The organism is Peptoniphilus hominis (ex Hitch et al. 2025), from assembly GCF_040096015.1.
GTDB lineage: Bacteria > Bacillota > Clostridia > Tissierellales > Peptoniphilaceae > Peptoniphilus_A > Peptoniphilus_A hominis.
This window is the reverse complement of sequence record NZ_JBBMFO010000021.1, coordinates 17,018-37,784: the sequence shown is the minus strand read 5'-3', so window position 1 is coordinate 37,784 and position 20,767 is coordinate 17,018. Positions and strand designations below refer to the sequence as shown.

General features: G+C 35.5%; 28 protein-coding genes. 8 read left to right on the top strand and 20 right to left on the bottom strand.

Annotated features, from left to right (window positions below; genetic code table 11):
• Positions 1–168: 168 nt before the first annotated feature.
• The 3 genes from rpsR to rpsF are packed head-to-tail and all read right to left on the bottom strand — an operon-like array spanning position 169 to position 1,253.
• A complete protein-coding gene (rpsR, locus tag WMO19_RS07045; RefSeq protein WP_019108153.1) occupies positions 169–393 on the bottom strand; it encodes a 30S ribosomal protein S18 in 225 nt (74 codons plus the stop codon).
• Between the two features lie 11 nt (positions 394–404).
• On the bottom strand, positions 405–959 hold the full coding sequence (locus WMO19_RS07040) for a single-stranded DNA-binding protein (RefSeq protein WP_349171014.1): 555 nt from the start codon (positions 957–959) through the stop codon (positions 405–407).
• Positions 960–968: 9 nt separating this feature from the next.
• On the bottom strand, positions 969–1,253 hold the full coding sequence (gene rpsF / locus WMO19_RS07035) for a 30S ribosomal protein S6 (protein ID WP_288166202.1): 285 nt from the start codon (positions 1,251–1,253) through the stop codon (positions 969–971).
• Between the two features lie 118 nt (positions 1,254–1,371).
• On the opposite strand from rpsF, the gene WMO19_RS07030 reads away from it, so the two are divergent.
• The 3 genes from WMO19_RS07030 (at position 1,372) to pepT (ending at position 3,631) form a co-directional block, all read left to right on the top strand.
• On the top strand, positions 1,372–1,845 hold the full coding sequence (locus tag WMO19_RS07030) for a methylglyoxal synthase (protein WP_349171012.1): 474 nt from the start codon (positions 1,372–1,374) through the stop codon (positions 1,843–1,845).
• Positions 1,846–1,924: 79 nt separating this feature from the next.
• Positions 1,925–2,347: a PPC domain-containing DNA-binding protein gene (locus WMO19_RS07025; protein ID WP_070611681.1), complete on the top strand. Its 423-nt coding sequence runs from the start codon at positions 1,925–1,927 to the stop codon at positions 2,345–2,347.
• 75 nt (positions 2,348–2,422) lie between these two features.
• Complete coding sequence (gene pepT / locus WMO19_RS07020) at positions 2,423–3,631, top strand: peptidase T (protein WP_349171010.1); 1,209 nt, start codon at positions 2,423–2,425, stop codon at positions 3,629–3,631.
• Positions 3,632–3,696: 65 nt separating this feature from the next.
• Here the strand turns inward: pepT and WMO19_RS07015 are convergent, their stop codons facing one another.
• Positions 3,697–4,827 (bottom strand): LCP family protein, encoded by a 1,131-nt coding sequence (locus tag WMO19_RS07015; protein WP_349171008.1) that lies wholly within the window; start codon positions 4,825–4,827, stop codon positions 3,697–3,699.
• Between the two features lie 96 nt (positions 4,828–4,923).
• Between WMO19_RS07015 and WMO19_RS07010 the strand changes: the two genes are divergently transcribed.
• Both WMO19_RS07010 and WMO19_RS07005 read left to right on the top strand, forming a co-directional pair.
• Complete coding sequence (locus WMO19_RS07010) at positions 4,924–5,613, top strand: DUF188 domain-containing protein (protein ID WP_349171006.1); 690 nt, start codon at positions 4,924–4,926, stop codon at positions 5,611–5,613.
• A gap of 1 nt (position 5,614) precedes the next feature.
• Complete coding sequence (locus tag WMO19_RS07005) at positions 5,615–6,157, top strand: nitroreductase family protein (protein ID WP_349171004.1); 543 nt, start codon at positions 5,615–5,617, stop codon at positions 6,155–6,157.
• A gap of 33 nt (positions 6,158–6,190) precedes the next feature.
• On the opposite strand, the gene WMO19_RS07000 is transcribed toward WMO19_RS07005, so the two are convergent.
• The 8 genes from WMO19_RS07000 to WMO19_RS06965 form a co-directional block, all read right to left on the bottom strand.
• Positions 6,191–6,787 carry a response regulator transcription factor gene (locus WMO19_RS07000; protein WP_349171002.1) on the bottom strand — a complete coding sequence of 199 codons (597 nt, stop codon included), beginning with the start codon at positions 6,785–6,787 and terminating at the stop codon, positions 6,191–6,193.
• A complete protein-coding gene (locus WMO19_RS06995; protein ID WP_349171001.1) occupies positions 6,765–7,922 on the bottom strand; it encodes a hypothetical protein in 1,158 nt (385 codons plus the stop codon). The genes WMO19_RS07000 and WMO19_RS06995 overlap by 23 nt, the downstream gene beginning before the upstream one ends.
• Positions 7,922–8,554: a hypothetical protein gene (locus WMO19_RS06990; RefSeq protein ID WP_349170999.1), complete on the bottom strand. Its 633-nt coding sequence runs from the start codon at positions 8,552–8,554 to the stop codon at positions 7,922–7,924. Before WMO19_RS06990 ends, WMO19_RS06995 begins: the two co-directional genes overlap by 1 nt.
• On the bottom strand, positions 8,545–9,246 hold the full coding sequence (locus WMO19_RS06985; protein WP_349170998.1) for a hypothetical protein: 702 nt from the start codon (positions 9,244–9,246) through the stop codon (positions 8,545–8,547). The genes WMO19_RS06990 and WMO19_RS06985 overlap by 10 nt, the downstream gene beginning before the upstream one ends.
• A gap of 27 nt (positions 9,247–9,273) precedes the next feature.
• Positions 9,274–9,903 (bottom strand): ABC transporter ATP-binding protein, encoded by a 630-nt coding sequence (locus WMO19_RS06980; RefSeq protein ID WP_435891053.1) that lies wholly within the window; start codon positions 9,901–9,903, stop codon positions 9,274–9,276.
• 63 nt (positions 9,904–9,966) lie between these two features.
• Positions 9,967–10,116 (bottom strand): hypothetical protein, encoded by a 150-nt coding sequence (locus WMO19_RS06975; RefSeq protein ID WP_349170996.1) that lies wholly within the window; start codon positions 10,114–10,116, stop codon positions 9,967–9,969.
• Positions 10,117–10,218: 102 nt separating this feature from the next.
• Positions 10,219–11,574, bottom strand: coding sequence for a PFL family protein (locus WMO19_RS06970; protein ID WP_349170994.1), 1,356 nt, complete (start codon positions 11,572–11,574; stop codon positions 10,219–10,221).
• Positions 11,575–11,583: 9 nt separating this feature from the next.
• Positions 11,584–11,853, bottom strand: a complete 270-nt coding sequence (locus tag WMO19_RS06965; RefSeq protein ID WP_019125287.1) for an ACT domain-containing protein — start codon at positions 11,851–11,853, stop codon at positions 11,584–11,586.
• Between the two features lie 115 nt (positions 11,854–11,968).
• Between WMO19_RS06965 and WMO19_RS06960 the strand changes: the two genes are divergently transcribed.
• On the top strand, positions 11,969–13,045 hold the full coding sequence (locus WMO19_RS06960; protein WP_349170992.1) for a hypothetical protein: 1,077 nt from the start codon (positions 11,969–11,971) through the stop codon (positions 13,043–13,045).
• Positions 13,046–13,119: 74 nt separating this feature from the next.
• Here the strand turns inward: WMO19_RS06960 and WMO19_RS06955 are convergent, their stop codons facing one another.
• Complete coding sequence (locus WMO19_RS06955; RefSeq protein WP_349170990.1) at positions 13,120–13,854, bottom strand: gamma-glutamyl-gamma-aminobutyrate hydrolase family protein; 735 nt, start codon at positions 13,852–13,854, stop codon at positions 13,120–13,122.
• 129 nt (positions 13,855–13,983) lie between these two features.
• Here WMO19_RS06955 and WMO19_RS06950 point away from each other — a divergent pair, with 129 nt between their 5' ends.
• Positions 13,984–15,306 carry an MATE family efflux transporter gene (locus WMO19_RS06950; protein WP_349170988.1) on the top strand — a complete coding sequence of 441 codons (1,323 nt, stop codon included), beginning with the start codon at positions 13,984–13,986 and terminating at the stop codon, positions 15,304–15,306.
• 62 nt (positions 15,307–15,368) lie between these two features.
• Here the strand turns inward: WMO19_RS06950 and WMO19_RS06945 are convergent, their stop codons facing one another.
• The 5 genes from WMO19_RS06945 to selD are packed head-to-tail and all read right to left on the bottom strand — an operon-like array spanning position 15,369 to position 19,247.
• A complete protein-coding gene (locus WMO19_RS06945; RefSeq protein ID WP_349170987.1) occupies positions 15,369–16,247 on the bottom strand; it encodes a DegV family protein in 879 nt (292 codons plus the stop codon).
• A 17-nt stretch (positions 16,248–16,264) separates the two neighbouring features.
• Entirely contained in the window at positions 16,265–17,398 is a 1,134-nt protein-coding gene (locus WMO19_RS06940) for an aminotransferase class V-fold PLP-dependent enzyme (RefSeq protein WP_349170985.1), read from the bottom strand.
• Positions 17,395–17,658, bottom strand: coding sequence for a DUF3343 domain-containing protein (locus WMO19_RS06935; RefSeq protein WP_349170983.1), 264 nt, complete (start codon positions 17,656–17,658; stop codon positions 17,395–17,397). Before WMO19_RS06935 ends, WMO19_RS06940 begins: the two co-directional genes overlap by 4 nt.
• Positions 17,652–18,227, bottom strand: coding sequence for a sulfurtransferase-like selenium metabolism protein YedF (gene yedF, locus WMO19_RS06930; RefSeq protein ID WP_349170982.1), 576 nt, complete (start codon positions 18,225–18,227; stop codon positions 17,652–17,654). The genes WMO19_RS06935 and yedF overlap by 7 nt, the downstream gene beginning before the upstream one ends.
• Entirely contained in the window at positions 18,228–19,247 is a 1,020-nt protein-coding gene (gene selD / locus WMO19_RS06925; protein WP_349170981.1) for a selenide, water dikinase SelD, read from the bottom strand. It lies immediately after the preceding gene.
• A gap of 105 nt (positions 19,248–19,352) precedes the next feature.
• On the opposite strand from selD, the gene WMO19_RS06920 reads away from it, so the two are divergent.
• Entirely contained in the window at positions 19,353–19,805 is a 453-nt protein-coding gene (locus WMO19_RS06920) for a nucleoside deaminase (protein ID WP_036731846.1), read from the top strand.
• Here WMO19_RS06920 and WMO19_RS06915 read toward each other — a convergent pair.
• Positions 19,779–20,330 carry a phosphatase PAP2 family protein gene (locus WMO19_RS06915; RefSeq protein ID WP_349170979.1) on the bottom strand — a complete coding sequence of 184 codons (552 nt, stop codon included), beginning with the start codon at positions 20,328–20,330 and terminating at the stop codon, positions 19,779–19,781. The two genes, WMO19_RS06920 and WMO19_RS06915, sit on opposite strands and share 27 nt — an antisense overlap.
• A 41-nt stretch (positions 20,331–20,371) precedes the next feature.
• On the bottom strand, positions 20,372–20,611 hold the full coding sequence (locus tag WMO19_RS06910) for a CDIF630_02480 family spore surface protein (RefSeq protein ID WP_019125300.1): 240 nt from the start codon (positions 20,609–20,611) through the stop codon (positions 20,372–20,374).
• Positions 20,612–20,767: the final 156 nt, after the last annotated feature.

Genomic DNA, 20,767 nt, shown 5'->3' with positions numbered 1-20,767 from the left:
CCTCCCTTTTCTATTTATGCTACTGCCAGTAACATATATAGTTTATCACGGGAGGTTTTTTGCTTGAAGCTAAAGCTAGTATTCCTACCACCAGCATAGCTGGTGGTTTATTCATGCTAAAGCGTACAACAAAAAAACTGCTGGGATAAGCCAGCAGTTTAAGTCTAATTAGTCAGCGCTATATGGAATAAGTGCGATTTGTCTTGCTCTTTTTATAGCAACTGTCATTTCTCTTTGATGTTTTGCTGTTAAACCTGTGATTCTTCTTGGAAGAATTTTGCCACGGTCAGAAATATAATTTCTTAGCATATCAACATCTTTATAGTCAATTTTTTTAGTTTTATCTTTTTCAAAAGGATCTACTTTTTTCCTTCTGCCAAATCTTCTTTGCATTTTTACCCTCCTTAAAATGGAATATCGTCATTATCAACAGGGAAAAATCCATCTTCATCGTCATTATCATTTTTTGAAAAGTCATTTCCGTAGGCTGAATTTACTGGTTGATCATTATTAAATCCACCTTGATTAAAGCCGCCTTGGTTAAATCCACCTTGGTTTTGATTTTGGAAATTATTTTGATTAAAGCCGCCTTGGTTTTGGTTAAATCCGCCTTGGTTTTGTCCTTGGCTTGAGCCGATAAAAGAAATAGCATTTACAACAACATCTGTTGTATAAATTGTTCTTCCTTCTTTTTCGTAGCTTCCTGTTTGGATTCTACCTTCAACTCCAATTTGACTTCCTTTTCTATGGTAATTGGCAATAAGTTCAGCTGTTTGACCGAAAGCTGTGCAGCCTATAAAATCAGCTGTTTGTTGATTATTAGCTTGAGCTTCTTGTCTCTTTTGCTTTGACATTCTTCTGTCAACAGCAAGAGTGAAACGACAAATAGCTGTTCCATTTTGCGCATAACGAAGTTCTGGATCTCTTACTAGTCTTCCTATTAAACTAACACAATTCATAAAAACTCCTTAGTCTTCAACTTTTATAATCATTTGTCTCATAACTGGGTCCATGATCTTTGCGACTCTGTTGATTTCAGCAATGTCTTCTGGTTTTGTTTCGAATTCAACGAAAATATAATAAGCTTCTTTTTTGTAGTCGATTTCGTAAGCTAATTTTCTCATGCCCCATTCATCAACGTTATCAATTTTACCGTCTTTTTCGATTACCTTTTTAAGTCTGTCGAAAGAAGCATTTCTTTTTTCTTCTTCAACTTCAGGATAAAACATAATCACCGCTTCGTATTTGTTCATACTTTCACCTCCTCGTGGTCTACGGCATAGCTAAAAAAACTATGCAAGGATTTCAATCTTTGATATTATATATTAAAGAAAGAGCTTAGTCAAGATTTTTTAAAAATTCGAGGTACTTATGCAAGTTAAAAAAATTAAAGTGAAGAAAAAGAAAAATATTGCTCTTGTGGCACATGACCACAAGAAAAAGGAACTCCTGGCTTGGGTTAAAAAGCACGAAGAAAAATTAAGAGGGCACAATTTTATTGGAACGGGGACTACTGCTGCCCTCATCTCTCGTGAGACATCTCTTGATGTCAAACGCCTTGTTTCTGGTCCACTTGGTGGCGACCAACAACTTGGTGCAAAAATTTCTGATTCAAAAATTGATATTTTGATCTTCTTCTGGGATCCTCTTGAGGCGCAACCTCACGACCCCGATGTAAAGGCATTACTTAGGATTTCCACCCTATACAATATTGCCATGGCAACATCTCCCACTACTGGCGACTATATTTTGTCTTCGCCAATGTTTAACGAGGAGTATGATGTGGAAATTTTGGACAACGAATACTCTGTGGAAGATAGAATTTCAAAAAATGATTTTGATTAATTTTTAAAAATTTTTGGTAAAATTAATTTAAAGAAGTTAAAATTTTTCAAATGTTTCGATAATAAAAATAGGAGGAATTATGGATTACAAAAGATTTGGCGACAAAATTATTGCAAGAATTGACAGAACTGAAGAAGTTCACGAAAAATTAAAGGATCTTGCTTTAAAGGAAAATATTAAACTTGCCAGCATTTATGGCATTGGAGCCACAGACGACTTCACTATTGGACTCTTTAGCCTGGCAAAAAGAGATTACAAGGAAAAAAATTTCAAGGGCGAATTTGAAATTTTATCTCTAATTGGTAGCATTACAACCCTAGATGGCGAATACTATCCACACCTTCACATATCTGCATCTGACACTGATGGAAAAGTTTATGGCGGCCATTTAAAGTCTGCTAAGATAAGTGTAACTTGCGAACTAACTATTAATGTAATAGAGGGCACTGTGGAAAGACAAAAGGACGACTACACTGGCATAAATATTTATAAGTTTGATTAATTTTTTAAAGGCGACTTTTTAGTCGCTTTTATTTTTTTTAATTTTTTTGATAAAATAAATTCATTGGAGGTTATTATGACAAATATTTTAGATAGATTTTTAAATTATGTTTCCTTTGAGACAACAAGTGACGAAAGTTCCCCTACTTGTCCATCGACAGAAAGACAGTTAAGGCTTGGAAATTTTTTAGTGGAGGAGTTAAGGTCCCTTGGCATTGAGGCTGAGATTGATGAAAATGGCTATGTCTATGGAAAAATTCCTGGCAGGGTAAAAGCCAAGAAGGCTGTTGGTTTTATTGCTCACATGGACACTGCTCCCGATATGAGCGGTAAGGATGTAAGGGCAAGGGGCATTGAAAATTATGATGGCTGCGACATAAAATTAAATGAGGACTTCACCACATCTGTCTCCGACTTTCCCTTCCTAAAGGACTTAAGGGGCGAAACTCTTATAACAACTGACGGGACTACACTCTTAGGTGCAGACGACAAGGCTGGCATAGCCATAATTATTTCTGCTGTGGAAGAACTTTTAAGGGACAAGGATGCCAAATATGGCGACATAAAAATTGCCTTTACACCTGACGAAGAAATCGGCAGAGGTGCAGACAAGTTTGATGTGAAAAAATTTGGGGCAGACTTTGCCTTTACCGTTGACGGCGGACCTCTTGGCGAGCTTGAATACGAAACTTTTAACGCAGCCTCAGCAAAAATCGAAATCCAAGGCAAAAATGTCCACCCAGGTTCTGCCAAGGACACCATGGTAAATTCTCAGCTAATTGCCATGGAATTTAATTCAATGCTACCAGTAAATGAAAGACCTGAATACACAGAAGGCTATGAGGGCTTCTCCCTTCTTCTTGGCATAGAGGGATCTGTTGAATTCACAAAAATGAACTACATCATAAGAAATCACTCAAGAGAAAAGTTTGAAGACATGAAAAAATTATTTGAGGAGATAGCAAATTTCTTGAATAAAAAATACGACAAGTGCATAAAACTTGAAATCAAGGACCAATACTACAACATGAGAGAAGTTTTAGAGGACCACATGGAAATAATTGATCTTGCAAAAAGTGCCTTTGAAAAATCTGGCGTCACTCCAAAAATTGGCCCAGTAAGAGGCGGAACTGACGGCTCAAAATTATCCTTTATGGGTCTTCCCACTCCAAACATCTTCACTGGCGGCTACAATTATCACGGTCGCTACGAACTTGTGAGCCTTGACCAGATGCAAAAGTCCAAGGAAGTTGTAAAAAATATAATAAAGCTTCTAGCTCAATAAGAATTACATTAAAAAAGACCATCATGCACTTTGATGGTCTTTCTTTATAAAATAATTTTCCCTATTTAATTTTCATCTTTAACTTCATTTTCATTAGAATTAGAAACAGAAGTAGAATTTTCTTCTTTCACAGCCTCTTCCTTTAATTTTTCCCTAAGCTTTTTGTCTCTAATTTTTTGCTCAATAGCCGCCCTTTCTTCCTCTGTCATATTCTTAAGCTCTTCTTCAGTATAATTTAAGTCTTCTTCACTTGCTTCAGACTCCTTTTCTCTCAACCTAAGGAGTTCATGAGCTTCATAAGTTGCACTATCTTTATCCACAAAATATAGTGGTGAACCCTTTTTAGTAGTGCCTTCCACAGTTTTCATACCGATATTTTCCTTGTCCAGAGTTATGCCATAGTAGGCAAGATAGGAAAGCTGACCGTAGTTCATGTCCGTCTCAATGTGTTTATTGGCAATGGAAACAAGTTTTGGAACCTTTAAAAGCATTTTAGGTGACTTCATCTTGTCAAAAATCTTCATGATGAAATCTTGTTGTGCCTTAATCCTGTCAAGGTCTTGGTCCTTGTAAATTTTTCTAATTCTAAGATATTTCACAGAGTCTTCTCCATTTAAGAGGTGAAGACCTTCTTCAAAATTAATTTCTAGTGGCGGTATAGTCGATGGGTCTGTGTACTTGTATTCTGGCGTGTAAACTTCCACTCCGCCAATGGCATCTACAAGCTCCTTCACTGCCTCATAGTTGACTGTAACATAATGGTCAATTTTTACTCCCATAAAGTCTTCTACACTTGAAACTTGAAGATCAATACCTCCACGAGAATAAGCTGCATTCATCCTATAATTGTCATAGCCCTTTAACTTGTAGTATGTATCTCTTGGTATGGATAAAAGTCTAACTCTGTCGTACTTTGGATCAATGGATAAGAGCATAATAGTGTCTGCTCTCTTAGAGTCCTCGTCCTTTTCATAAGTCACTTGGCTGGAATCAAGTCCAACTAATAAAATATTTACAATGTCCTCATCGTCATTGAAGACAGTAATTTTTTCTGGCTCAGCAACTTCTTCTTTATTTATAATTTTTTTATTGTCATCTAATTTTTTTCCCCTTGGCATAAATATAAATGTAAGTCCTAATGCTCCAAGGAGGAGTATAACTGTAAGGAATACAAATATTCTATAAATATATTTCATATTAACCTCCTAAACTAAGTCTATATAAAAATTAATAAATTTTCAATACTTTTTGCTTGCATGATATTGTGAAAATACTTTGGGTAAAAGATAAATATGAAAATATTATTAGACGCAGACGGTTCACCAGTGCGTGAAATATGTGAAAGGCTCTGCCAAAAATACGGTGCGAAACTTCTCTTGGTAAAAAATTATAGCCAGGACTTCTCCCCAATATATGGCGAAGTCATTAGCGTTGACATCTCCAAGGAAGCAGCCGACATCTACATTGCCAATCATGCAAAAAGTAAAGACCTGGTCATAACAAATGACAAGGGTCTATCTTCCCTTGCCCTTTCAAAAAAGGCGAGAGTCATGGACTTTCAGGGTAAGATCATAGACGATGACAACATAGTAGCCATGCTAGAAAGCCGTCACTTTAAGAGAAAAATGCGAGAGAGACAAGTTTATTTTAATATTGCAAAAAGAGAAAATAGTGCCGATGAAGAATTTTATAGGGCCCTAGATAAATTTTTGGAGGAAAATAATATGCTTACACTATTTGTTTCAAGCCTCTGCCCAGACTGTCCACCTGCAATTGCAGCAGTAAAAGAAAAAAATTTGGACTGCGAAATTGTAGACATAACGGCATCAATGGCAAACTTGAAGAGATTTTTAAAGGAGAGGGACTTCTCCGAGGACTTTGACGAAATTGTTGAAGAAAATCGCGTTGGCGTGCCTGCACTTAAGCGCGACGACGAATTTTACTTTTTTGATGGAAACTTAGATGAATTTTTAGAGGGATAATATGGATTTTAATGAATTTAAAGAATTGGCGAAAAAAAGAGAATCGTGTAGAGACTATGACCCAGATAGAGAAGTTGAAATAGAAAAAATTGAGGCTTGCCTTGAAACAATGAAGCTTGCACCATCAGCTTGCAATGCACAGCCCTACTACTATTACCTTGTCCGCGGCGACGATGCAAAAAATATTTCAAAATACTTTCAACTTGGCAAGATGAACTCCTTTACAAAAAATGTATCTGCCTTTGCCATTGTCACAGAAGAAAATTACAACTTGTCCGCCAAGATTGGCTCAAGCGTAAAAAACCAAGATTACAAGTCCATTGACATAGGCATATCTGCTGCCTACTTTACAGCAGAAGCCACAAGCCTTGGACTATCAACTTGTATAATCGGTTGGTTTGACGAAGAAAAGTTGCAAAAATTTTTAAAGACCAAGAGCAAAATCAGACTTGTAATAGCTATTGGCTATGCAAAAAATGACGATTTACGCGAGAAAAAAAGAAAGACATCTGATGCTTTATACAAAATAATTTCAGAAGACTGATAAAAAAAACTAGGTTCATTGGACCTAGTTTTTTTACATTATGGGTTTGATGTAGCCAAGCTCCATGGCAGTGTTATAAGCCTCAACAAGATTTTTCGCCCCAAGCTTTGCGTAAATATTTGCTATGTGATTGTAGAGGGTCCTTTCGCTTATGAAAAGTTTCTCTGCAATTTCTTTTTTTGTCATGCCCTTTACAAGTTCAGTCAAAATTTCTTCCTCTCTTTTTGTGAGGGATTCCAAAAGGTTAGGGCCTTGATCTTTAGATAAAATTTTTTCATCTCTATAGACTCTTTCTAGCCTTTCAATTAATTCATCCACTTCCACAGACTTGTTTATAAAGTCTCTGGCGCCCTTTTCCTCTGCTTTTCTTTTGTAGTTAATCATGTCGTAGGAAGTCAAAATTACAACCTTTTTATTTTTGTCAAATTCATAAATTTTATCCAAGATGTCAAAACCCGTCTCATCTCTTTTTAGATTTATGTCCACAAGAAAAATGTCGTAGTCTTTTTTCATTTCAGCATAAAATTTTTCCACTTCATTTGTGTAAAAGCAAGAGATTCCTCTCTCTTCCAAGAGGAGCCTTAAGCTCTCGCCAAAAATTTTGTGGTCATCTAATAAAAGAATTTTCATCTCTAAACCTTCTCAATCTTATTTTTGTGTAAAGGATCCTTCCCCTGTCTTCGTAGGAAATTTCGCCTTCATTAGATGAAATTAGCATCTTCAAAAGTAGAACCCCCCTCTTTGAATCCTCTATATTTTTAAAGTCCTCTTCAGCCATGCCGTCGCTTTCCACTTCCATAATTATAAAGCCTCTATCTTCATAGAGTCTGTAAAAAATATAGGTCGCCTCTGAATGCTTGTAGATGTTGTTGACAAGCTCCTTGGTAATTAGGGCAATTAGTTTTACTTCCTCGCCCCTTAAATTTTCTAAGGCACTTGAAATTTTCTTGTCAATTTTTGGAGTCTTATAAGGATAAAGGCTAGCCAGGTTTTCAAAGATGCCATGAATGTTTTCTTCCATGCCAAAGTCTTCAAAGAGACTTGTCTGATAAAATTTCATAATTTTCCTAAGTCTTTCATTTAATTTTGTAAGCAAGTCGCTTGCCTCATGGACCTTGGGCTCTTTTAGGCTCAAATAATTTTTGGCAGCAAAAATATCTTGTAGGACCTCGTCATGAATAAGCCTTGCAAAATTTTCCCTTTCATTTTCCAGGTATTGGGAGATATAAAATAATTTAAAGGTCTTGTCATAGACATCTTCCCTATCCTTTAAGAATAGGAAAAAGAAAAGACAGCAGGCAAAAAATATGACTTGATTAAAAATATTTATGACAAGGACATCAAGGTCCAAGAGATAAGTTAAAAGCATAATCACGCAAATGAAGATTCCCGTAAAGACCTGAGTCATCTTTTTTGAAATTGGAAGAATACTTATGTAAAAAGTCTTCTCTTTTCGCAAGTTTTTCACTATATAAAAAATTGAAGTCACAAGTCCTAGACCAAGGAAAATTAAAAAATGCAAATTTTTATTTAGGGCAAGGGCAAAAAATAAGAGTGAGGCAGAAATATAAAGTCCGTCAGTTTTTTTATCCTCTTTCTTAGTAATTTCTGTGTAAATGAAGCCATAAATAATTAGGATTAATCCTGCGGAAGTTAAGTTTATTATTGGATCCTTACTTGTAATTTCGCCTGCCTTATAGAGGTAGGACCAATAAAAAATCAGAGCGGCATGTGAAATTATTATTTTTAAAATTCTCTTCCCCATCAAAAGTAACTCACCGCAATCCTTTCCTTGCTTGTCTTTATTGCCACAAAAATATTTGCAAAAATTAAAATTAAAAACTTGCTTATCAAGTACAATTTTATCACAGAAGTGAAAATATAAATATTAGTTGAGACTATTAGTACAAGGCCTCCAAGAAAAAATATCTTCCTTTGGATCCCCGCCATCTTGTTCATGTTTTCTGTATTTAAAACTTTTAAAATTAAAAAACTTGTGTAAAGGCCAGCTGTAAGTAGGAAGTTTAAAATTTCAAGGACCCCAATCCTTGCCTTCACGCCAAAAAATATTAGGGAAGGCAAAAGCGTAATGAGGCTTAAAAAAAATAAGGTCCCAAAATATTTTTCTAGCAAAAACTTTATGGAGACGCCATTGGCAAGAAGAAATTCTAATTTTTTCCTAGCCTTGTCTTCTTGGAGGGTCCCCTTGGAAAACTCTAAGGCAAAAACAAAAAAGAGGAGGGCGAGACCCTCTAGACCCATGAGCCTTGATAGACTTGTGTTTTTTTCAAGAGATACCCTTGATAGAAGGGTAAAAATAAGTCCAAATAAACCCATTAAGAGGGCATTCCTGTCCAGGATTTTCTTTAGGTCAAGACCAATTAATTTTAAGACCACTCTGCCTTCACCTCCATTACATTTTCATTTTCTAATTCTCTAACTTGGAAAAAAGAATAAAGTCCTAAAGCAAGACCAATAATTACATTTGTAAGAATTAAAAATAGGCTTAAGTCCAAATTTATAAGGCCTAGAAATTTTAGAATCCTTCCAGAAAAATTTCCCAAGAGATAAATCATAAGACTCGTGCTAAAAAAAACTATATTTTTGAAAAACTTAAAATTCTTCCTATACATTGCCTTTATGTTAAGGGTCAAGATCAAAAAATAATGAAGGGTTATACAGGTTAGGTAAAGAGCGATAAAGGATTTGTCCAAGTCACAAATCACATAAGTTCCAAAAAAAATTATGAAGGAAGCAAGAGATGAAAGCCTCCAGTTTTCAATTGAATATGCCTTTATTATCTCTCTTACATCAAGTCCAGTCCCCAATAAAAACTCCAACCTGCCACTTAGCTTGTCCCTGAGACTTAAATTTACAAGAATAGTGTTGGATCCAATTATTCCAAAGCCAAGTATGAGGGCATAGGCCATTAAGATGATAAAATCCTCTCCCCTAGCCCTAAAGAGAAACTTGTAAAGGGAAAAGAGGTAGGCAAGGGCAAGTAGGAAAAATAAAATTGTGTTGATCATCACTTCTTTGTCCCTAAAGATTATGTATCTTGCCGCTTTATTTAAATCCTTGTCCTTCATTTTGATCCCTCCTCTATAAATAAGTCCTCAAGATCTTCTCCAAGCTGAGAAATTTCTCTGGTGAATAAACTTTTTTCCATCCTTAATCATGGTAACTTTATCGGCAACTTTTTCTATCTCAGATAAGTCGTGAGAGGTGATGACAAGAGTCTTGCCTTCCTCCTTTAAGCTGGCAATAATTTTTCTTATTTCCACTCGAGAAAGGGGGTCCACCCCAGAAGTTACTTCGTCTAAAAAGATTATGTCCCTATCCATTAAGACAATAATTAGAAGAGATAATTTCCTCTTCATGCCCTTGGAATAAGTTGCAACTTTTCTATTAAGGTCATCTGTAATCCCCAGTATGTCAGAATATTTTATATAATTTTTCTTGTCTGCGCCAAAATAAAGGGAGAAGATATTTATATTTTCCATGCCAGTTTTTTCCTCATAGAGGTAGTCATTTTCAAGTAGCATAGCATAGGAAGCCTTGACTTCCACATGACCTTGGCACTTATAAATGCCCGTCAAAATCCTAAGTAGGCTCGTCTTCCCTGACCCATTTGGTCCAACAAGGGCATGGACAGTATTTTTTTCCACAGAAAAAGAAAAATCACAAAAGAGTTTTTTGCCCTTAAAGTTTTTCTCAATATTTTTTACAAGTATTATGTCTTCCATATTGCCTCCTTGTGCAAGCTCCCTGTGATTTTTATTTTTCTATTTCTATTTTTAATTTTAAATTTAAAAATTCAAAAATTTTAAGATGCGGCCCAAAAATATTAAGATGATGCCCAAAAATTTTTTTAATTTACTATCTTTTTCCAGGATAAAACTTGCAAATATAAAAATTCCAACAAATAAAATAAGGTTTGATGCTGTCAAGTATTTCATAACTTATCTCCATTCTAATTTTTTAAAATCTAAATTTCATGAGTAATAACTGCAAATATTAAAAAAAGTGTAGGCAGTCCACCTACACTTAAAATTTGTTTTTTAGTTTTTAAAGCTGTGTACTGGAGCAGGAATAAATCCTCCTCTTGCGGCAAATCTTTCACTACTTCCCGCATGGACTGGAATAATTGGTGCTGAGCCAAGTAGTCCGCCAAAGGTTGCTTCTTCGCCAACGCCCTTTCCTATTACTGGGATGAGTCTAACGGCAGTTGTCTTTTGATTTATAATTCCAATCATGGCTTCGTCGGCAATTATGGCAGCAAGTGTTGATGCCTTAGTGTCTCCTGGAATTGCAATCATGTCGAGACCAACTGAGCACACGCAAGTCATGGCTTCAAGCTTATCTAGTCCAATGTGACCATTTCTTGCAGCCTCAATCATGCCCTCGTCTTCACTTACTGGTATGAAGGCACCAGAAAGTCCGCCAACATGGTCAGATGCCATGATTCCACCTTTTTTCACTGCGTCATTTAACATGGCAAGGGCAGCTGTAGTTCCATGTCCTCCTGCAAATTCTACGCCAATTTCTTCTAGGATTCTTGCAACGGAATCGCCAATAGCTGGTGTTGGTGCCAGGGACAAGTCAATTGTTCCAAAGGGAACTCCCACCTTATTGGCAACTTCTGTGCCGATTAGTTCGCCAAGCCTTGTGATTTTAAAGGCAGTCTTCTTAATAGTTTCTGAAACTACATCAAAGCTTTCGCCCTTAACTTTTTCTAGGGCATACTTAACTACGCCTGGACCAGAAACTCCAACATGAAGGACAACATCTCCCATGCCAACTCCGTGAAAGGCTCCTGCCATAAAGGGATTGTCTTCCACTGCATTGGCAAAGACAACGAGTTTTGCGCAACCAATGGAGTCTGCATCCTTAGTATTTTCTGCAGTGGCAACAATTTTTTCGCCAATTAATTTAACTGCATCCATGTTTAGACCTTTTTTTGTTGTCCCAACATTTACTGAAGCACAAACTTTTTCTGTTTCAGCAAGGGCGCGAGGAATAGAATTTATTAAAATTTCATCAGCTGGCGTCATCTCTCCATGAACTAGGGCAGAAAAACCACCTATGAAGTCAACGCCAATTTCCTTTGCAGCCCTATCTAGTGTCCTTGCAAATTCTGTGTAGTCTTTTTCTTGAGTTGCCCCTGCAATAAGTGCAATAGGTGTAACTGAAACTCTCTTGTTTACAATTTCTACGCCATATTTTTTACCGATTTCATTGGCGTATTCAACTAAGTGCTTGCCGTACTTAATAATTTTATTGTAAATTTTTTCGCGAGCAGCCTCTCCATCTTTATCTATACAGTCTAAAAGTGATATGCCAAGAGTTACAGTCCTAATGTCTAGGTTCTCTTGGTCAAGCATCCTAACTGTTTCTAATATTCTTCTCTTATCCATAATAGCTCCTTAAATTTGGTGCATCTTGTCGAAGATACCTTGGTGTTGAACCCTAATAGAAAGATCTAGTTCTTCGCCAAGCTTTTCGTAGGCGTCAACAACTTCTTGGAACTCAACATTCATCTTAGTCAAGTCAACTATTACAATCATTGTAAAGTAGTCGTCTAAAATTGTTTGTGTGATGTCCACAATATTTAAGTCAAATTCCACCATCTTCTTTACTACTTCATATACAATACCGATTTTGTCACTACCAATAACAGTTATTACAGCTCTCATAGCATCCCCCTTATTTAAAATTACAACCATTATACCATAATTTAAGGCTTTAATTTTATTTTTGTAATTGAATCTCCTCTTGCTTTATTATATTATAAGTTAAAAGGGTGATAATATGAAAAAATTAAAAATTATAATAATTTCTTTAATTGCAATTTTATTTTTCACTGCTTGTGGCAAAAATAAAAATTCCAATAAAGAAGAAGTGGCTGAAAAAAATAAAGTTGAAGAAAGTGAAAAGGAAAAAGTAAATGAGCCAGAAATAAAACTCCTTATTGCAAGAGAAAATCTTGGCGAATCAAGTGAAAAATTTCCTCTTGCAGAAATTCTTGGCGACTTGACTTTAGATGACTACGAAAGAATTTTTATGGGAGTGAGCTTTAATAACAAGGACACACAAAAGACTGAAGATAAAGCAGGAGATCTAATAATTTATTCTCATGGTAGAATAGTTAAACTTTCCAAGGAAAAAGTAGATGGTATTTATAAAAACGAAGAAATTAGAAAAGAAAATTCAAAATTAATTGAGTCAAAGGATAATTTAAGGGACAAGGCCCTAGGACTTTTGCTTTCAAATCAAGTTCAAAATATTGAAACTATGAAAAACCCTGGCGACTACCAAATTTATTATACTCATCTTGTTAAGGACTTCTTTGAAGATGGAAAATTAATTTTTCTTGCAATTGTAGCTAATGAAAATTACTCCTACAAGAATGGAATTTTTAATGACGAATCTGGCTATACTACTCCTATGGAACTTCGCTATGTCCTAGACCATGATAAGAATTTTGTCTTTGATGAAAAGATTGAAGCTATGGATGGTGCAGGATACGGACCTTCTATTGAAAAAATGGCTCGAGGTGACGATGACATCTCTGGCAAATTGATGTTTTCTGATAGGAGAAAGGAACACTACGATAGATTGATGGAAGAATTATTTTACAAGGCTCAGGAAAGTGGATTAAAGGACTTCACCCACAAGCTAGAAGAAGTTCCTGGCTACGAAAAAGATGTAGTCTACATCGAAAATGGACCAAACCATTACCCAGGCACAATAGAAATTGCCAAGAAAAAAGATTACGAAGAGGCAAAGAAGAAAGTAGGAACAGAAAACTTGCCTCACTGCGACGGAGTAGTTTATCACAAGGACACTGGCATAGCAGTTAAAGGCATAATTGACTACTTTGAATAGAAAATAAATCAAAAATCCCTTGCTAAAAATCTAGCAAGGGTATTTTTGTGTCCATATAAAATTTTTCCCTTTTATTATTTGCAAGCGTCAATAAATTTTTTAAAGATCATATTCATTTCCTCATGGTCGTACATCATTTCTGGATGCCACTGAACTCCTAGGACAAATTTTTTATCATCAAGATAAGCTGCTTCAACAAGTCCTTCTTCTGAAAGTGCGGCAATCTTTAAGCCCTTTCCTAGTTCATTTATGCCTTGGTGGTGGTAGGAGTTTGTCCAAATTTCATCTCTCTTAAATATTTCATAGAGGGGAGAATCTTCAAAAATTTTTAATAAATGTGAGGGCTCATTTCTCAGTGAATTGTTAAGTGAGTGGGCAGGGAAGCCTGCTGAAGGCAAGTCTTGGTGAATGGATCCGCCAAGAGTGACATTTAAAATTTGAAGACCTCTACAAATTCCAAGTATAGGTAGGTCCCTTTCAAGGGCATACTCTGTCATAAAAATTTCTTGCTGGTCTCTTAGGTTGTCAAAGTTGCCAGCCTTTCCACTGTTTCTTTCCTTATAGATTCTTGGGTTAACATCGTGGCCGCCAGATAAAAGTAGTCCGTCAAGCTTATCGAGGATAAGACTCATGTCCTCAAGGCTTTTTATGTTTGGAATTAAAATTGGCAGGCCGCCATTTCTTTCTATGGCCCTAATGTAATCTGCTGCCACAAGCTGCCAGTCTTGACCCTCCACTCCAATTTGTCCAACATCTTTTTGAGAAAGTTCCCTAAGTGAATTTACAGAAATTCCTATAATTTTTTTCATAATTTTCCTCCCTTAAATTATCTTTAATTATATCAAAGAGAATCCTTCTTGATAATAGCTAACCTTCCATTTTGTCTTTCTTGATTAAAAAATAGGGCTGATATATAATTTAGGAGTTAGAGGTGTTTTATGAACTTAAAGAGACAATTTTTCAAATTTGTTATCCCATCAATAATTGCTATGTGGGTCTTTTCAATTTACACAATTGTCGACGGATTTTTTGTAGCAAATTTTGCAGGTGAATTAGAATTATCTGCAGTGACAATAGTTATTCCCTATGTGAATTTTCTCTTTGCCATTGCCATTATAACAGGCGTTGGCTCACAAACCATAATTGGCATTGAGCTTGGCAAGGGAAATCGAGACGAGGCAAATAGGGTCTTTACCTTTATACTTATTTTTATCCTTGCCTTTGCAGGTCTTCTTGCCGCCCTTGCACTGATTTTTATGGATAAAATAATTTTATTTTTGGGGGCAAACTCAACCTTATTTCCACTGTCTCACGATTATTTATCTGTGATTGTATTCTTTTCGCCCTTTTATATAATTTCCTATGCCTTTGAAGTATTGGTAAAGGTGGATGGCTTTCCTAGAACTGCAATAATTGGTGCAGTTTCTGCCTGCCTGACAAATATTATTTTAGATTATATTTTAATCGACAAGTTTCACATGGGAGTGAGAGGTGCAGCTCTTGCTACGGGCATTGCGCAATTTTTATCTTGCCTAATATTTTTTATTCATTTTAGAGCTGCCAATGGCTACCTTCGCTTTGTGAAAATTAAAATGAGGGCAAAAGAAATTTTGTCCTATTTAAAGACAACTGTTGCCTATGGTTTTGGGGAATTTATCTCTGAACTTAACACAGCAACCTTTGTCTTTATCTTTAACTTATTCATAATAAAATACATCTCGCCAGAATTTTTATCAGCCTATGCAGTTATAAATTACCTCTCCGTCTTTGCAAACTCAACCTTCCAAGGAGTCTGCCACGGAACTCTGCCACTCCTTTCCTACTATCATGGATCAGAAGAGCGAGAAAAAAGTTTAAAAATTATAAAAATGAGTTTCATCTTTATCTTTATAATTTCCATAATTATGTATGCCATATCATATTTTGGGGCAGAAAAATTATTTTCTATGTTTTTAGAAAATAAAACTATGATTTCATCTTCCATTAGACCCCTAAGGCTTTACGCCTTGATGTTTTTATTGGCAGGACACAATTTATTTATAGCAACCCTTTCTTCTGCCATTGGAAAACCAAAATATTCCATAGTAATAAATATAATGAGAGGTTCAGTCGCCCTCTTCTTCTCCATTTACCTATGTGTAAAAATTTTTGGAGCAAGATATCTATTCTTAGGCGCCTTTATATCTGAATTTATAGTATTTTTAATTGCAATGTATTCTCTAAAGAAGATGACAGAAAAACCAAAATTACAAAGTGCTTAAAAAAAAAGGAAGTCAAACATGGCTTCCTTTTACTTTGCATTATTTTTATTTTAAATTTTATTTTAGTCCAAATATTTTATAAATTCTTCAGGAATATTTTCTGCCAGGTATCCCAGTCCACAAATGTCTGGACCTACATGGGCTGCTATTGTTTGACCTATCTCCAGTGACAAAAATTTGTGGTAATTTTCTTTTTCTAGTTTAGAAATAAGGGGATTTAAAATTTCCTTGTCGTCTGCATAAACTGGGAAGACTCTGTCACTTCCATCTGACATGGAATTTTCAGAAATAATTTCCACCATCCTCCTGTAGGATTTGTTTTTGCCACGAATAATTTCTGACACATAAATTTTTCCCTCTTCATCAACTTCAAGGATTGGCAAAATATTTAAGACGCTAGAGATTTTTGCCTTGGTTCTGGAAACTCTGCCGCCTTCATAGAGATATTTAAGGTCAAAAACTGTAAAGATGTGTTTGGTGTTTTCCACCAAAAATTTTACCAGGCTCACGACTTCTTCAAAGCTCGCTCCATTTTTTGCTGCAAGGCCTGCGAAGTATGTTATTTGACCAAAGCCAACTGAAGCTGCAAGGGAGTCAATGACTTCAATTTTTACAGGATATTTTTCTTCTATTTCCTTTTTTGCCATGCAGGCATTTTGAAAAGTTCCACTCATTCCTGATGAAAGTGTGATGCAAATAAAATCATTGCCACGACTTGCCAGGTCTTCAAATTTTTGCAAGTATTCGTAGTAAGTTATTTGACTAGTTTTAAAAAATTTGCCATCTCTCATCTCTTGGTAAATTTCTTTATTAGTCATTTCTTCTGGCAGGTCTTCGCCTTCTTGGTCTGTGCTTTTTATTTTTAAAACTTCTATATCAAGTTCTTCAATTGTCTTTAAATCTAAGTCGCATGAAGAATCAGATATTATTTTAAATGCCATTTGTTCCTCCTGTGTGCTTATTTTAGCTTTCTTATTGTCTCTATTGTCTTATCTATTTCATCCTCATTGTTAAAATAGGAAAGTGAAAGTCTCACTATGCCCTGACTTTTTGTTCCCACTCTCTGGTGAAAGAGTGGCGCACAGTGGATTCCTCCCCTTGAGGCAATTTTACTCATCTTATATAATTTTTCTGAGACTTCTGATGAGGCATAGTCCTTGTAGTTAAAGGAAACTATGGATGTGTCTTTTTCATTTGAGTATAGTTTTATGCCAGGAATATCTCTTATGCCCCAGAAAAGTTTTTTGCGAAGGGCGTGAACTTTTCCTGAAACTTCATCTATGCCCACTTCATCAATAAATTTTACCCCAGCGCCTAGGGCAATAATTGAGTGAAAATTAATTGTCCCATATTCGAAGACATCGGGCATGTCTTGTGGGTTAAACCTGTCAAAGGAATTTACTCCGCTGCCGCCAGTAAAGACATTTTTAAATTTTTCGCCAGACAAATCTATTATTGCCCCAGTGCCACTTGGACCAAAGAGGGCCTTGTGACCTGTTATGCAAAAAACTAGCCTTGGGTATTTTCTCTCATTAAATTTTATTTTCACAGTGCCTGCAGCCTGTGCTCCGTCAATTATTACTAAAAGATCGTGGTCTATGGCAAAGTCGTAAAGGTAATCTAAATCTGTCAGAGCTCCACTTACATTAGATTCTGCAGTAATAACTATTGCCTTAGTGTTCTCCCTTAAATATTTATCCAATTCCTCTAATTTTAAATTAAAATTGTCATCAATGTCTATAAAAGAAAGTTCTACTCCCCTATCTTCAAGTTGATAGAGGGGCCTTAGGACAGAGTTGTGCTCTGTTAGGCTTGTAATAATGTGGTCGCCCTTTTTAAATAGAGAAGACAAAACTAAATTCAAAGATGTAGTTATATTTGCCGTAAAGGAAATATTAAGTGGATCTTCTATGCCAAAAAAATCTGCAATAATCTCCCGAGTATCGTAGACTGCCTGGCTTGAATTTATAGCTTCATCATAAAATCCACGAGATGGATTGGAAAATTTCCTGCTGGCGACAGCTTCATATAAAGTTTTTGCCACCACATCCGGTTTTACTAGGCTTGTAGATGAATTGTCTAAGTAAATCATTTTTCATCAATCCTTATAATTTTTCTAGCAGAATTTTCTTCTAGGAACTTATAAATTCCCTTGGGACAAATATCTTTTTCACGCAAAAAAATTTTTGCCTCTTCTAAATTCCCATCTAGTCTCACAGCAAAGCCGCAGCCCTTAGATAATTCTTCAGGCACTGGTATTACTCTTGCGGCTAATTTGTTTCTCCTTAGAACTCTCTCTGCCTTTATTGATTTATTTGAGGAATCAAAGGTCAAGAGAAAATATTCTAGCATGGTTTTACGACTCTGTACTTAGTCATAATTTCACAAATTCTATACATGTTTGTTATTTCGCCAATTTTAAGTTGGTCTTTTAACTTATAATTTTCAAGGCAAAGTCCACAGGATAAAATTTCTGTGCCCTTTTCTTCTAATTTTTTAAAGTCTTCCACAGTTTTTTCATTTATTGTAGTTAGATGTACTCCGTGATTGTAGCACAAGATGTATTTGGGATGGCTGTCCTCTTCTGATAGGGCATAAGTGAAGGATTCCATTAATTTTTTGGAAAATTCTTCTTCGCCAATGCCAAGTTTGTCTGATGAAAAGATTACAACATATTCATCACTAACAACTTCAGATTTTTTTCCATCTACTGATTTTTTTAGATGAACTTCGTAGTCAGTCTTTGAATTTTCAACAATACTTGTTGTATAGCCCAATTGGTCTGCCATCTTTTTTAAATTTTCTGTGGCAACTTCGTTATCTACTCTTACTAAAACTTCTTCTAAACTATTTTCGCTAATTGCCCTTTTAGTCATAATTACTGGTCTTGGACAAGCATATCCTCTTGCATCAATTTCCATTTATATCACCTTAAATTTTTTATTTTCTCTTGGTATCACGCGACCTACATAAAAAGCAGGTATGCCACTTTCCTTCATTTCTCCTAAAATTTTATCTGCTACATCTTTTTTTGTAGCAAAGAGAAGTCCACCTGAAGTCTGTGGATCAAAGAGAACTTCTTCTAGGGCAAAGTCATCAAAGGTAAATTCAACCTTATCTTCTAGTGCCCTTCTATTTCTCTGACCGCCTGCAGTAAATAAAAATTCACTGGCAGCTTCATAACTTCCCGGCAAGAAATTTATTTGGTCGGCAAAAATTTCTACAGAGTCTTCAGTGCACTCGTCCAGATGGCCAAGTAGACCGAAGCCCGTCACATCTGTAACAGAAGAAACTTTGTACTTCTTTAAAATTTCTGCTCCATACTTGTTTAATGTGGTCATATTTTTTATTGCCTCTATGTAATTTTCTTCTGAGGTCATTCCCACAGAATAAGCGCTCATAACTAGGCTAACGCCAAGAGGCTTTGTCAGAATAAAATAATCGCCCACTTCTGCGCCCCTATTGGTCCAGATTTCATTGTTTTTCAAAAGACCTGTAACGCATTGGCCAAATTTAATTTTTCTGTCGTGAATAGAATGTCCTCCAGTTATTGAAACTTCTGCCTCGCGACAAACATCTCCTGCGCCGCGAAGAATTTCTTTTAAAATTTCAAGATTTTCTCCTTCAGGAAAGCAAACTATATTTAGGGCAAACTTTGGCTCTGCACCCATGGCATAGATGTCAGATATTGCATTTGTAGATGCAATCCTTCCAAAGTCATAGGGATCCTTTACCATTGTAGAAAAAAAGTCCAAGCTCTCAACTAGGGAGATGTCATCGTTTATTTTATAGACGCAGGCATCGTCTCTTCCGTCGAAGCCCACTGTGATTTCTTCTCTCTTGTAGGGTTTTAAATCTTTTAAGATACTCGATAAATCTTTGACGCCAATTTTTTCATTGCAGCCGCCGCACACTTCAAGCTCTAATTTTATTTCTGACATATTATCACCAATTAATATTATATCACAGAGAAATTTTTTCATATATCTTTTATAAAGGCAAATTCCTTGCCTACAATAAATTTTTTTATTTGCTATAATAATTTTATGGAAATCAAGTATATGAAAGAGGCAATCCGCTATGGACGGCGCTCACTTTTATCTGACGACGTGCCCGTAGGATGTGTCATAGTAAAAAATAATAAAATAATTGGATATGGCTACAATAAAAAAGAAGAGCTTCACTCTCCTCTTGCCCATGCAGAAATTATGGCTATAAATATGGCTTCAAAAAATTTAAATTCCTATCACTTGGAAGGCTGCGACATCTATGTGACTTTAGAGCCCTGCCTCATGTGTGTGGGCGCTATTTTAAATGCCCGCATAAAAAATTTATATTTCGGCGCAAGAAACAAGCGCTTTGGTGCAGTTATTTCTCACCAAAAAATAGAAAAACTCATAACTAATCACAGGATAAGTTATGAGTCTGGAATCTTAGAGAGAGAATGTGCAAACTTAATAAGCGAATTTTTTTCAGATCTTAGGAAGAGGTCTAAATAAAAAGGCAGCATTTGTTTGCAAAAATTCTAAGATAAATTTATCGTAATTGTTTTTTGTAAGTATGGCAATAACTATGCCAAGTATTGCTCCTATTATTACATCGCTGGGATAATGGACAAAGTGATAAATCCTAGAGAGGGCAATTAAAGTTGCCACAAGAAGGAAAAATATTCCCATGCCCTTAAAGTAAAAGTAAATAGTTAAAGCAGCTGCAAAGGATGAAGATGCGTGCCCTGATGGAAAGGAAAAGTCTGTTGGATTTTTAATAAGAAGCTCAACTTTTGATATCCATGAGGGTCTTTTTCTCTTTAAAATATTTTTTAAAAGTAAATTGCAAACTATTCCATTAAAAATTAGGGCAAGGGCAATATTTACGCTCTCAATTCTAAATCCCAAGTAAAATAAAATAAATGTGGTGAAGAGCCAAATAGCACCGCCTGTTCCCAGGTGTGTAATTGCAATCATATACCTATTTAATGTCTCCGTCCTTATGCTAAGGAGCCATTCTAAAAATTTTTTATCCATTTGCACCTCTTATGAAAAAAGGCCTATTCCTAGGCCAATTTTTACATTCTATTTTCGTTGTCAACCCATTCTTTAGCTTCTTCAACAGAATTTTCAGTTGGAATTTCGATTCCTGTTTCAGGATCTTTTCTTTCTGTCTTAGCATATACATCAGAGTCTGGTCTGTTTTCTGAATTAATTTGCTTTTGTTGGTCCATATTTGCCTTCATTTGTTTCTTTTTTGCATCAGAAAGAGTTTTTGAATTTTCAATTAAATCTTTTTCTTTTTTATTGTCTGTCATAATAATTCCTCCATTAATAATAATAAAATATTCTTAATATTATATTAGTACAAAAAAATCACAATTTCAATTCATTTAAGTAAAGTATTACAATAAATTTAGTAAAATGTTTGACAAAGTTTTTTTGGGTAGATATATTAAAGTATAATAAAAATT